The organism is Candidatus Brachybacter algidus (genome assembly GCF_016707225.1).
In the GTDB taxonomy this organism is placed as follows: domain Bacteria; phylum Bacteroidota; class Bacteroidia; order Chitinophagales; family Saprospiraceae; genus Parvibacillus; species Parvibacillus algidus.
This window is the reverse complement of the sequence record NZ_JADJID010000002.1, coordinates 279,752-292,458: the sequence shown is the minus strand read 5'-3', so window position 1 is coordinate 292,458 and position 12,707 is coordinate 279,752. Positions and strand designations below refer to the sequence as shown.

The 12,707-nt window shown below is 35.3% G+C and carries 12 protein-coding genes; 4 read left to right on the top strand and 8 right to left on the bottom strand.

Annotated elements, in window-relative coordinates:
- Positions 1-104 precede the first annotated feature (104 nt).
- Both IPI15_RS07085 and IPI15_RS07080 read right to left on the bottom strand, forming a co-directional pair.
- Entirely contained in the window at positions 105-2,375 is a 2,271-nt protein-coding gene (locus IPI15_RS07085) for a T9SS type B sorting domain-containing protein (RefSeq protein ID WP_287400289.1), read from the bottom strand.
- Positions 2,376-2,518: 143 nt separating this feature from the next.
- Entirely contained in the window at positions 2,519-3,643 is a 1,125-nt protein-coding gene (locus IPI15_RS07080) for a tetratricopeptide repeat protein (protein WP_287400287.1), read from the bottom strand.
- A gap of 648 nt (positions 3,644-4,291) precedes the next feature.
- Here IPI15_RS07080 and IPI15_RS07075 point away from each other — a divergent pair.
- Positions 4,292-4,741: a heme-binding domain-containing protein gene (locus IPI15_RS07075; protein WP_287400285.1), complete on the top strand. Its 450-nt coding sequence runs from the start codon at positions 4,292-4,294 to the stop codon at positions 4,739-4,741.
- Positions 4,742-4,893: 152 nt separating this feature from the next.
- Positions 4,894-5,619 (top strand): hypothetical protein, encoded by a 726-nt coding sequence (locus tag IPI15_RS07070; RefSeq protein WP_287400283.1) that lies wholly within the window; start codon positions 4,894-4,896, stop codon positions 5,617-5,619.
- Between the two features lie 340 nt (positions 5,620-5,959).
- Here the strand turns inward: IPI15_RS07070 and IPI15_RS07065 are convergent, their stop codons facing one another.
- The 5 genes from IPI15_RS07065 to trxA form a co-directional block, all read right to left on the bottom strand.
- Positions 5,960-6,571 carry a hypothetical protein gene (locus IPI15_RS07065; RefSeq protein WP_287419694.1) on the bottom strand — a complete coding sequence of 204 codons (612 nt, stop codon included), beginning with the start codon at positions 6,569-6,571 and terminating at the stop codon, positions 5,960-5,962.
- A gap of 344 nt (positions 6,572-6,915) precedes the next feature.
- Entirely contained in the window at positions 6,916-7,845 is a 930-nt protein-coding gene (locus tag IPI15_RS07060; protein WP_287419692.1) for a DUF58 domain-containing protein, read from the bottom strand.
- Positions 7,846-8,146: 301 nt separating this feature from the next.
- A complete protein-coding gene (locus IPI15_RS07055) occupies positions 8,147-8,395 on the bottom strand; it encodes a type II toxin-antitoxin system HicA family toxin (RefSeq protein ID WP_287400279.1) in 249 nt (82 codons plus the stop codon).
- A gap of 10 nt (positions 8,396-8,405) precedes the next feature.
- Positions 8,406-8,801 carry a hypothetical protein gene (locus tag IPI15_RS07050; RefSeq protein ID WP_287400278.1) on the bottom strand — a complete coding sequence of 132 codons (396 nt, stop codon included), beginning with the start codon at positions 8,799-8,801 and terminating at the stop codon, positions 8,406-8,408.
- A 133-nt stretch (positions 8,802-8,934) separates the two neighbouring features.
- Complete coding sequence (gene trxA / locus IPI15_RS07045) at positions 8,935-9,252, bottom strand: thioredoxin (protein WP_287400276.1); 318 nt, start codon at positions 9,250-9,252, stop codon at positions 8,935-8,937.
- Between the two features lie 74 nt (positions 9,253-9,326).
- On the opposite strand from trxA, the gene IPI15_RS07040 reads away from it, so the two are divergent.
- Together IPI15_RS07040 and IPI15_RS07035 are read left to right on the top strand one after the other, a co-directional pair.
- Positions 9,327-10,379 (top strand): DUF3810 family protein, encoded by a 1,053-nt coding sequence (locus IPI15_RS07040; RefSeq protein ID WP_287400275.1) that lies wholly within the window; start codon positions 9,327-9,329, stop codon positions 10,377-10,379.
- A 48-nt stretch (positions 10,380-10,427) separates the two neighbouring features.
- Positions 10,428-11,825 carry an inorganic phosphate transporter gene (locus tag IPI15_RS07035; RefSeq protein WP_287400274.1) on the top strand — a complete coding sequence of 466 codons (1,398 nt, stop codon included), beginning with the start codon at positions 10,428-10,430 and terminating at the stop codon, positions 11,823-11,825.
- A 411-nt stretch (positions 11,826-12,236) separates the two neighbouring features.
- Here IPI15_RS07035 and IPI15_RS07030 read toward each other — a convergent pair whose 3' ends face one another.
- Positions 12,237-12,632, bottom strand: coding sequence for a DUF1801 domain-containing protein (locus IPI15_RS07030; protein ID WP_287400273.1), 396 nt, complete (start codon positions 12,630-12,632; stop codon positions 12,237-12,239).
- Between the last annotated feature and the right edge of the window lie 75 nt (positions 12,633-12,707).

Here is a 12,707-nt window from a genome sequence, read left to right as displayed (position 1 = left end):
TTAGTATAAGTAATAGCAATAAACTTAAGATTTATTTATATTCCTGAAACTTGAGTTAATATCTAATATCCTTGAAGAATTAATTCCGATTAATAATTCTTGAGTCACCTAATTAATGTAGTATCTCCTTTATAGATTCTGGACTCCCCGGAAATTAAATTTTTGCATTTTGCCATCCATATATATACGCCTGGTGGCATGTCAAAATTATTCAATTTTCCATCCCAACCAATATTATCGTAAGGCTTCGATTGATACATTAAACTTCCCCATCTGTCAAAAACATAGAATTCTTTTACTTCAATTAGTGCCACATTTACATTTAAAAAGTCATTATTATAATCGTTATTGGGGCTAAATATATTTGGTACAAAAATAGCAGCACTTCTACATTCCTTGTTAAGCACATAAATGCTATCGATGGCGATACAGCCGTGATAGCTGCCTTCCAGTCTAATATATCCCGTATCATTTGAATTATAAGTCATTCCAGATGTACCGTCCGGCCAGAGATAATTACCAGGAAAATCAGGCCTAACATTTATTTCAATTTTATCGAATTCACACTTTTCAACGATTTTATCTTCTAATATTTCCGGCCAATCTGAATAAATATCTGATATCGACGCAACAGAAATGGAATCAAAAGCAATGCAATGTTCATTTGAGATTCGAAACTTATAGTTGCCAGCTTTATCTACTCCTAATGTGTTATCAATAAAACCATTATCAAGCCAATAAACTTCATTGATCGAATCAGTCTGCACACTGATCTCTTGTCCGTTAATTTCATCACAAATTAAAGTAGAATCTGGCACATAATATTCTGGTGATTCAAAAATCTCAATGGTCTTTACTAACGAATCTACACAAGAACCAAAATAAATTATCTCTCTTTTTACTTCATAAATACCAACACTTTCAGGGCAAAATATATTATCATTTTGAATACCGTTTATTTTAGTAAAACTTGTATCAAAAACACCCCTATCTTTTACAATTATTGTATCACACTGATTAGAACAAAAGTCACCAATTTCAAAATCTGCCTTAGGTAATTCATATTTTGTCACCATTCCAACAGCATCAATATTACCGGAATCTATAGTATATGCAAATGGCTCCTCCTCATAAATAACGGCGGTATCAATTAATTTAATTTCATCAAATGGCATGATTCTATTTTTAAATATTGTAGATCTGGCAAAATAATTACCACAATAATCCAATAGAAGAGGATTGCTAAATGATGTCGCATCCAGTGAAAATAATTTATCCTCTAAAGCTCGCCTATTTTCATTCGTAATATTTATGCTAGCCCCACCTTCACTATCAGGCCACAATGAAATATTCTCAGGAATAATTTTTTGCCAAATTAGACTAAAATTTTTATCCACTTTTGCTATCAGCGTTATAGAATTAAATATCAATTGCAAGAAAATTTCATCCTCACTATTGACTATGTTCTGGTGAGATTCAATGGTGTGCAACGAGGGTTTATTCTTCAATATTCCGGGCGATTTAAAACTAATTTCATCCTTGTAATTAAAGTCCTTATCCAACATTAAATAAATAAAATTATCATTTGAATCCTCTCTTCCTCTTATCACAAGGAAATCATCTGTTCCGAAATCAAATTGTAACGAGTGCAATCCATCTATGCTAATTCCTTTTACCAGATTCAAAGAAAGATCAAACTTTAATAAGACAGTTTGAAGCAAATTCTGACCATATTCAGGTTCAAAACCATTGAGTAATAAATAAATATGATCGCCAGAATTTCTTATTTCCTGAACATTATAAAAATGGTTATTTAACACAAAGAATTTATTTCGAATTAAATTCAACTCTAAATCTGTTTGTAATAAACCAATATAACCCGAATTGTATGAATTCATTACCATCCATAATTCATCTTTTGCTACATCCAAATGACAGACAGAATAATCACGCAGTTTAAAAGTATCAGTGAATATTAAATTTGTTTGGAAGACTTTGGATAGATAACTATTCCTATTAAATCTGGATATATTGAGGCCCAGGCGAATGTTCTTTGTAGCAAGATTAGTGAAGTTGTCCTGAAATAAATATAAGTTGGAATTATATAGTCTGCCAACGTCTGAAAATTGACCACTTAAAAAATTAAAACCAGAAAATGTCGTGTAGCTTACTGAATGTGGATTGAAGCTATCTAGGGTAAATAATTCAATTACATTTCCATCGCCATTGACTTTATTTCTGGCATAAAAAGGGTTATCATTATATTCATCTTTATAAAGATAATGCGCTGCAGGCGATAACTGTGGTATTCTTAATTGAGCAAAAGCATCGATGCAATTAAATATGCATAATGCAATAATTATAAGTTTCATCATGATTGGTTAGGTTTGTTTTCATAAAAAATGGCGATTAAAATAGGTGGTTTGGCGATTTGGTGATTTGCCTTATCCTATTTTATGTAAAAATAGACTTTTAATTCGAATAAACTATCTTCCTGTCAAAATCATTTATTCCTGATTTACATTTTTTTTAAAAACCCAATCAACTCAGTTGCTTCTTTCATATAAAGCTTATCGCTACTCTTCTGATAACTTTCCAGATACATTTTGGCTGTTTTATATTGTTTCTTATTGTAATGCATCTGACCTAAGCGAAAGAGTACCTGGGGGTTTTTATTGATATGATATGCTTCTTCCAATAACTTGATAGCCTCAGCATCCTGATCCGCGTCATGGAGCAGGATAGCTTTATTCTGAAGGTTACTCTCAAGGTTATTGTCCTTAGCTATTTCTATCGCCTTGTTAAGCGACTCCAGCCCCTTAGTTGGATCATCGGACTTTATATAAGCGTTGGCGAGATAGGTGTAACTTTGCTCATTTATTGATTTATCTTGAATTGCTGTATTCAACCATAGTATACATTCGGGATATTTCTTCAGAAAATAACTGCTATAGCCAAGATATAGATTCCACCTACTCGTATCCGCATTGACCTTCAAGGCAGCATCTCCCAGAGAGAGCACTTTATCATAATCTTTTCCTAGATATGCGACTCTTGCATTAATAAATAGTAGGTCGGTATTGCGCGCATTTTTACTTAATCCAGTATGTGCTATTTCACCTGCCTTTTCAAAATCACCTGCGTTAAAATACAGTTTGGCAAGCATGTTGTATGCTTCCATATCCATATCATTCAATTCAATAGCCATTAATAAATGTCCAATTGCCTCCATCGGAGTTTTTGTTGTGACATATGCATTGGCTAATAATCTATGATAATAACCGTTTTCTTTATCGATTTGGACCAACCGTTGATAGCCCTGGACTGCCTTATCATATAGACCCAATTTACTATTTACGACCGCAAGCTGAATTACTACTGCAGATTGTGTACTATCTTCCTTGTAAGAATCATTCAAATATATAGCAGCGTCTGTATAATTACCCAGATTGTAGTGGCATTGGCCTAGTTTATAAAGAACAATGCTATTGCCCGGGGCACTGCGGTTTAGATTGTACAATATCTCTTTGGCTTTTTCGAATTGAAATACCTGCATTAGGCTGTCTGGGATCGAAGTCGTATCTACTTGTTGATTATTAGCTGCCATCAATGTCCCTGAATTGAGGAGAAGCAAGGATACCATTAATATCAAATTTTTCATATTTCAAAGATACAGCTTAAAAGTAAGTATTTAAACTATTATTTACGTTAATTTAAATTTATGTTTTAAAAATTAGTTAACCTGCCGTACTTTGTTTCCAATATCAAAAAGATAACTCGAGAAAAATGGAACGCAGATGACGCAGATTTTGCTGATATTCATGATCAATTATAATAGAGATTATCAATGTACGAATTTCCCCCTTTGGAGGGGGGTAGGGGGAGGGATCTATGATAAGAAGATTATAATTACTTGATTTACATCATATTAAATTTAGTTATATAAGGGAAAATGGCTAAGCTTTATGTCTTAACTAAAAAAAAATCTTCTTCTTTCTCCGCTACATTTCCCTTCTCATCAACCATCAGATGATTTACTTTCTGTAAGCTTGATAATCTAGCGCGTGACTTACGCTGCACGCAAGCATTTCACATTCCTTGAATATAAGAACCAATCTCACTTCCACAACAGAGCCATCAGCCAGCAGCCATTGGCTATAGGCCCTAAGCTTTAGCCCGGACCCAACATTAATCATTATGCTTCATCATCACCTCATTTTCAATTTCCAATTTTCAATTTCCAATTGTTTCCTATATTCACTTTATCAACCGCACTAAAACCTTTATCTCTATGTTAAAAAAACTAACGTACATTCTGATCCTCGCTCTGATTATTATTCAATTTTTTCCGCCATCAAAAAATGATTCTGGAGATGAGAAAAATAACATTTCAACAAAATATACTGTCCCACAAAAAATAAAGGCAATACTTCAAACAGCTTGCAATGACTGTCATTCCAACCTTACATCATATCCATGGTATACCAACATACAGCCAGTAGGTTGGTGGCTTCAGCATCATGTGAATGAAGGAAAGACCGAACTCAACTTCTCTGAATTCGCAACTTATAGCGATAAAAAAGCCGCCCATAAAATGGAAGAAGTGGCTGAAATGCTCGATAAAGATGAAATGCCATTGCCTTCATATCTATGGATACATCACGATGCAAAATTGAGTGTGGATGATAAAGCGCTATTGAGGGAATGGGCGGTGAAATTGCAACAAGAGATTAAGGGGTAGTTGTTAGGTGTTAATTATTAATTGTTATTTTGGTTGGTAGTGCAAAAATATGAAACTCGGTTATAATTTTTCTGGGTCTATGCTTAGAGGAAAACATAATAATACTAACTAAATTAATTTGTATTACGTCATGAAAAGTATAAATTATGATGATGAAAAACTTACCCGTACTTTTATATTTGATATTTATTCTACAATCCTGCTCCGTTGTCCCAGGCCAATATCTTTCTAAACACGACCCTGGTTTCTATTCTAATAAAGGGGAGGCAAATGTACAGGTGGCAGTCGAACAGTCAGGTATAAGGAATGGAATTGCATTCAATGGAAATATCGCATTTAGTAAACATTTTTTCGCAGGATTAAATACAGGAGTTTATAAGCAAATACTTATTGAGGATAATTTTCAAATGAAAGGAATAGCAATTAGACCTCAACTTGGAATGTTTTTTGACTTTGGAGCAGACGACGCAATGTACATGGAACTTCATATAGGTGTAGGGCAACAATTTAATAATTACTCCTTATTCGATTATACAAATAAGATTAATTACAAAGATAGATCCCGTCCCACTCAGATATTCGGCGGAGCCTTTATGGGCTGCAGAATGGGAAGTAAGAAAATAGGCTTCGACATGGCCTATGAATATAATCATTTCAACAGGCCAACACTAAGGCAATTCAGAGATTTGCCGGGAGGTGAATATGCAGATCCTATTGATGTAAAAGATCCGATAGATTTTATCAATAGTTCGATCAATTTCACCACTTCATTTTATGTGATGAGAAGTGTCAAAAACGTGGATATTTTCTTCAATCCCGGTTTGAATATTGGATATACGGCGGCGTTTTTGAGGCTGGGGGTGATTTGGAAGCTGTAGATAATAATTGTTAGTTGTTAATTATTAATTGTTATTTGGGGTTTAATTACGTCAATGGCACAAGAGGCTTGTCGGAAGGGCTAGTCGAAGTTAAAAACTTCGACTAGCTGCACAGATATAAATGCGCAACAATAATTTAAGAACTTATTCCTATTGGATAATTTATATGCAAATAAAAATTACAATAATTTTTATTTGCTTAGCTATTTTTCAAAATAGTTATGTTATTCATTATTTCCCCATGACTGAAGTCAAAGGCAATTGAACGCGAAGATTTTAGAGTATTTATTGGAGTTGATTTCTAGTCCTTACATCAATCCGCTATCCAATATTAATTATCTTAAAATTTCACATTTGAAAATTCTTTTATTGCTTTCTTCAGTTCCTCAAAAACAATATTACTATCATTGTAAACATCTTTATCCAAAGTGCTTCCCCAAAAATAGGATAAACTATAAATCCGGTTTTTATTCCTTATGAAAACTGATTTACTTTTTGTGTTTTCCATATCATTGTTTTTTATCTGGAAAAGTTTTTCAATGTTTTGCGCTATTTCCTCATTAGCGAAATGAATTTCGTAAAATTCAAAGTCCAAGCCTCTACAACCATTAGAAAAACCTGTATATACTGCTTGTTTTGCTTTTTTAAATTCGTTTATTTCGAAAAATAAATCAAAGTCTTCTATTACATTTTTAGTGTACACTTTGCCTATTCTATACATTTCTTTTCTGGAAGGTTCAAAGTCTATATTCCAATAAAAATGATTTTTTTTATTCACACTCGACAACACTTCCTTTACAATTGAATAGGATTTGTCTGTTCTACCGTGAAAAGAGTAATATGTTATTAATGGTTTTTGACTTCGAAGTCTGCACGTATCTTGACAATTTACTTTCAGACTAAAAAAGATCACAAAGGCCAACATTAAAAGATACGACTTTGAATTCTTCATGGAATATAATTTGGACTGTAATTTAACTTTAAAATGATAAATGTACTCTAACAAATTCTTGAATATTATTCATTGTTAATCATTTTTCCCATGTATAAATCCATAGGCTATTGAACGCGGAAATGATTGAGTTTTATAAGAGTAAAGAACGAAATCCAATATTAATTATCGCAATGCTTAATCGGAGCTTCATTCAATCCCGAACCAAGGGCGGGACTTCCACTGCGCTTCAGCATTCAAAATCCAAAATTCAACATTCAACATTCCCAATATCGCCTGTAGACTAAATCTAGAGCAACTGCCCGCTCTCATTATTCATTATTCACTATTCAATATTCATTGACCTAAACTCTCATCTTACTCCGCTTAATCAAATAACTCTGCAGCACCTGATCAAAACCCTGATTGATATCGGCAGGAACAAAGTCGATCTTATATTGCATGGCTTTCATGCGGAGTTCTTCCTCATATTTGGTCATAAAGGCGGAATATTCTTTCTTTAATTCGTTGGATTGGAGTTTGAGTTTTTCACCGCTTTCAAGGTCTATGAATTCATATGGGCGATTCTCGAATTCGAAGTGTAGTTCTTTGGCTGCGTCCATGACGTGGAATAGGATGACTTCGTGTTTATTGTGCTTTAGGTGCTGGAGTGCGTCGAACATTGGCTCCATCTTGTCCGGATGTTCAAGCATGTCACTGAAGATGATGACCAGTGAACGTTTGTGCACGGCGTCTGCGATCAGGTGCAGGGATTCTGTGGCAGCTGTTTTTTTATTTACCTGTTCGTTGTAGACATATTTATCCAGGGTAGAGAAGATTAGTTGCTGGTGGGCGCTGTTGGACTTAACCTCAGAGTGGAAGGTCAGGCCTTCATCGAAAAGCGTGAGTCCGAAAGCATCCCTTTGTTTTTTTAGTAAATGCGTCAATGCAGCAGCTGCAAGGCATGACCATTGCAGTTTATTCATCTTCACATCCTTGTCAACTTCCTTTCCTGGAAAGTACATAGAAGAGGAAATATCTATCACGATACGGGCTCTGAGGTTGGTCTCCTCTTCATATTTTTTGGTAAAGAACTTATCCGAACGGGCATAGACTTTCCAGTCGATATTACGAATACTCTCTCCCGGCTGGTACAATCGGTGTTCAGCAAATTCCACGGAGAATCCATGAAAAGGGCTCTTGTGCAGACCTATGATGAAGCCTTCCACCACCTTCTGAGCGATGAGTTCAAGGTTGGTGTGTCGTTTAAGATCTACAGAATCGAATAAAGTCATGGTGTTAATGAATAATGAATAATGAAAAATGAAAAATGAAAAATGGGCGAGGAAAAATTCGGTTTCAATACTAACTGCAAGGCTTAACGGTATTTTCAACCTTGAGTTTATTGAAATAAGCTAAGATTTCTTCCTTTGACTTACTTGACAGCTTTTGACTTAGCTTGTCTCTTTGTTGACGCATATATTTAACTGCATCAAATTTTTTTTTATTCTTCTCCAAATCGGTTTATAATTTTAAGTCAACAAATTTAAACATTTAAAACTAAAGGATTTTACTCAATGTATAGTATAGGTCAATCTATAACTTATTCATTTGTTCAATAAAAATCTCTCTGTCCATATTCAAATACCTTAATATTTGTTTTACTATAAATTCAGGTACTGGATCGATATGAGATTGAATGGTTATGGGTCTCAAAAGTTCATTGTTGGTCCACTTTTCATGTCCTCCCCTTCCTTTAGAGTTTTTATCTAAAATTAATCCCTGACTTTTAAGAAAACGACGAAAGTCTTTTAATGGTATATTGGACAACTTAGAAATTGTCATGAATCTGAATTTAGGCGACTAAAGGAAGGCTTACTTTTTGATGATAAGTTTTGACAGAATATTTATTAAATATCTCTGAAACAAATTCATTTTGACCAATTATAGTTTCTATGCCCGGAGTTAATAATTCTGGATGATCCTTAGAATTTGACTTGATTCTCCAACCTAACTGATTCAAAACCTTTGTAAGTGTTTTATTTTCTATAGTGAAATCTATAAAATCCTGAAAAACAACATCAAATGATTTTTTCGCTTCAACCAAATTTTCACCGTAACCTGTCAGGTCCAAATGGGGAGCGTAAATAAAGTGCACCTGTGATTCATCTTTGAAATGAACTAGCAACAAGTTGATTCGAACCTCATCAGAAACTGAACTCACTCTATCTTTAGAAATAACTTTAGCCATAAAAGATTTTAAATACAAATGTAAAGAAAATAAACTTGCCTGACCTTCATTTACTAACGCCAATTTACAAGCAAAAAAAATCCCTTACACTAACGAGTCAATGTAAGGGATTATTTTTTTACTGAATTTCAAACTATAAGTTTGCCTCTATTTTAGAAGCCAACACTTGTCTGGAAGCAGCGCCTACATGTTTTTCTATTACTTCACCATTTTTGATGAAAAGAATAGTAGGAATACTTCTGATACCATATTTGAAAGACACTTCAGGATTATCGTCTACGTTAAGTTTACCGATAGTCGCTTTGCCATCATATTCCTTAGACAGATCTTCTATGATTGGAGCGATAGCCTTACATGGACCACACCATTCTGCCCAAAAGTCAACTACTTTTAAACCGTCATTTCCTAAAGCTTGATCCTGAAAATTGCCATCTGTGAATTCGAATGCCATTTTATTAATTATTTTTTGGTTGTTTTAAATACATTTGTTGAAACATAGGAACATATAAAAGGTTCATGCGGCATATGAAAAAATACATTTCACTGGAGTTATTTTTTGCTTTAATAGCCACAGCGCTTGCATGGATTATCTTTAATCTCAACCCCGACCTTACTTTTCGTGTATACAATGCCGGTATCTTTTCATGGATCAGAAGGGCCTTCAATACATTTTCCTTAGTAGTTGTCCTCCTTTTCTGGGCCATCCTTATATTCTCCTATTTCAGACATCATAGATCTAAAGAACAACCATCATCTATCCTCCGCCTTATTTCAAACATTTTTCAGCCTATTCTTTGGTTATTAGTGCTTTTTTATTGGCTGTGGGGCTTCAGTTATTTTGCATGGAATCCTGAAGAAAAGATGATACAGAATGAATATACATTAAGTAAGGAGGAAATGATGGAATCTTTCCAATTGCATACGATCAAACTTGGGCAATTGAGGGATTCAATTTTAAATATAGATAGTTTGGTCAACGATGGCATCATCACTTCTAAGAAAGACTTGTGGTCAACATCTATCAAAGGAGTTCTAAGGCCTCTTGGCTACAACATTAAAGGGTCATCCTCCATCCTAATGGCTGCTCCCATGGGAATATTATTGAGATTTGGGACAGCCGGATTTTACAACTTTGTCATCTCAAGGCCAACCATTGACCCGGGGCTGCATCCGATCCAGGTTCCATTTACATCCATGCATGAACTGGCGCACACATTTGGTGTGGCGAATGAGGCAAGTGCGAATTTTATTGGTTATATTGCATGTCAAAAATCCGGTGATGCTTTGACAAAATATTCAGCCGAACTGAGTTTCTGGAGAGGCCTTAGGGCTGCATGTTATTACGAGGATTCTATAGCGACCAATACTATTACACAGTTTGTAAGTAAAGATGTCCGTAAGGATATAGTCAATATTAGAAAACAAATGAATAAATATCCAGATCTTATACCTGAACTCAGAGATAAATTTTATGACTTATTTCTGAAAAGTCAGGGAGTAGCCGCAGGGATGGGGAGTTATGATATGTACATACCGATGGTGTTGCAATGGGAGCGGGAGCAAAAAAATAATAAATAATCCTTAAAACTTAACAATTCCTTAATATTGGAATAATACCTTTGCCCTATGATATTTGAATACATACAGGAACTACCCCTTTTACCGGCGGCCTTAATCGTTGGCTGCATTGTTTGCATATGCGTTTTTGAATTTATCAATGGTTTTCATGATACAGCAAATGCAGTAGCGACGGTCATATACACCAATGCCCTCAAACCAATGGTGGCAGTAGCTTGGTCCGGATTGATGAATTTCCTGGGTGTCCTGTTGGGTGGTGTAGGCGTAGCTATGGGTATTGTGAAGTTGCTTCCGCTTAATGACCTGCTCATGCAGTCACTAAATGTAAATATATCTATAGTACTTGCCATATGCCTCTCTGCTATCATCTGGAACTTAGGGACATGGTATCTAGGTATCCCGTGCAGTAGTTCACATACTTTAATAGGTGCTATTCTTGGCGCTGGCTTAGGATTTGCTACGATGTATTCAAGTGATGGAGTAAACTGGGCGAAGGCACAAGATATCGGAGCATCTCTTTTACTATCTCCTGCATTTGGGTTTACACTTGCCATCATGCTCATGTTTGTGCTAAAGAAGATGCTGAAGATGAAGTCATTATTTCAGAGTCCGGTCGGAGATGAAAAGCCGCCTCGTGGTGTCAGAGCTTTGTTGATCACCACTTGTACATTAGTGAGCTTTTTTCATGGAAGTAATGACGGACAGAAAGGAGTTGGACTGATGATGGTAGTGCTTATGGCATTTATTCCTTCACATTATGCATTAAATGAAAATTTCGATCAGTCCAAGGCTATTAATTCACTAAATAGAATTGAAGCCGTAATAGCTAAGGCTGCACCTGACAACATTCTTGAAAAGGAAATGGCCAAAAGTATTCAGATTATCAGCGAATTAAAAACTGATATCGTAAGCAATAATGAAGGTGTCGCTAAAACTAGAAAATTTGAGATCAGAAAAAGGATAGAATCTCTTTCCAAAAGTATAAAAAGGTATGTAGAAGATCCGGAAGTTTTTAGCGATTCCTCCAGTAAATCTATTCTTAAGCACGAAATGTCCACGCTTAGTGGATTTACAGATTTCGCACCTATCTGGGTAATAATTATGATCGCGACTTGTCTCGGTCTTGGCACCATGGTCGGGTGGAAAAGGATCGTAGTCACCATTGGTGAGAAAATCGGAAAAACACATTTAACTTATGCAGAAGGAGCCACTGCGGAACTTATAGCTGCATCTACCATAGGCCTTTCAACTTTCTTCCACCTGCCTGTGAGCACGACTCATGTGTTATCTTCAGGTATAGCAGGTAGTATGGTAGCTTCGGGCGGTATTAAAAACCTACAGAAGAAAACGATGGTAAATATTGCAATTGCGTGGGTATTGACACTTCCTGTATGCGTATTGATGGCTTATTTAATGTTTTTACTTTTTAATTGGATGGGGCAGTGATGGAATTATCGGGTGATCGGATGATTCAGAGGTAGGGACATTACAATTTTCAAATTGATCTTATACGAAACGGAATTATATAATTGACCAATATTTTGCCGTATAATACCGAGCTGAAAGTCGTTTGTTTAAATTTATTTGGACTATTACGAATTTATATTCGGTATTATAATTTTCACTTAGTTGGAGGAAGCAATTTACTTAATGTTGAAGCAGTGTGGCAGGAATTCCAAAGTCAATAGTCAGAAATATTCATGATTAATGTTCAAATGCATTTCGGCTAAAATTCTTAAACATTCACCACTAATTCCGCCTTCTCCTTCGCCAATCCTATTGTTGCAATAGATCCGCTATTAAAATTCAGAAAATCTTTTTCTATGCCATCACAGATTACCCATTACCAGTTGCCGTTCACTCCACCGTTTCCAGCCAGCCCCTCACCACATTCCTCAAATCTTCTGCCCTGTCATTCACTTCTTCCACACTTGAAAACTTAATAACTTTTCTACTATCCGGGAATTTACCGCCAAGTAATCCGCTTGAATCATTTATTCTTGCCCCCGTCGGAAAGACCATCAACACACTATCCTTTTTGTGCAAATTCAATACTACAATGTCTCGCTTATATTCTTTAGGGTCAAATTCCGCCATCTCTCCAGTATAATAAAATGCCGGGGAATTCCACTTGACTTGCTCAGCAATTGTATCATCTACTCCTAGAATAATTGTGCTCAATAATTCGACGACAGCTTTTAATGGGTGGTCGAGAGCAGACATATATGCTTCAATGGATATTTCTTTTTTCATGTGGTTAGTTTTATAAAAATTTTAAGAAAGATATATAATGATATTGATCATTGTGGATAAATTTCAGCGTGAGAT

Coding starts and splice junctions, on each gene's coding strand:
- IPI15_RS07040 (WP_287400275.1), top strand. CDS start 9,327: ATGAAAAAATACATTTCACTGGAGTTATTTTTTGCTTTAATAGCCACA.
- IPI15_RS07085 (WP_287400289.1), bottom strand. CDS start 2,375: ATGATGAAACTTATAATTATTGCATTATGCATATTTAATTGCATCGAT.
- IPI15_RS07060 (WP_287419692.1), bottom strand. CDS start 7,845: ATGACTTTATTCGATTCTGTAGATCTTAAACGACACACCAACCTTGAA.
- IPI15_RS07075 (WP_287400285.1), top strand. CDS start 4,292: ATGTTAAAAAAACTAACGTACATTCTGATCCTCGCTCTGATTATTATT.
- IPI15_RS07055 (WP_287400279.1), bottom strand. CDS start 8,395: ATGACAATTTCTAAGTTGTCCAATATACCATTAAAAGACTTTCGTCGT.
- IPI15_RS07030 (WP_287400273.1), bottom strand. CDS start 12,632: ATGAAAAAAGAAATATCCATTGAAGCATATATGTCTGCTCTCGACCAC.
- IPI15_RS07070 (WP_287400283.1), top strand. CDS start 4,894: ATGAAAAACTTACCCGTACTTTTATATTTGATATTTATTCTACAATCC.
- IPI15_RS07050 (WP_287400278.1), bottom strand. CDS start 8,801: ATGGCTAAAGTTATTTCTAAAGATAGAGTGAGTTCAGTTTCTGATGAG.
- IPI15_RS07080 (WP_287400287.1), bottom strand. CDS start 3,643: ATGGTATCCTTGCTTCTCCTCAATTCAGGGACATTGATGGCAGCTAAT.
- IPI15_RS07035 (WP_287400274.1), top strand. CDS start 10,428: ATGATATTTGAATACATACAGGAACTACCCCTTTTACCGGCGGCCTTA.
- trxA (WP_287400276.1), bottom strand. CDS start 9,252: ATGGCATTCGAATTCACAGATGGCAATTTTCAGGATCAAGCTTTAGGA.
- IPI15_RS07065 (WP_287419694.1), bottom strand. CDS start 6,571: ATGAAGAATTCAAAGTCGTATCTTTTAATGTTGGCCTTTGTGATCTTT.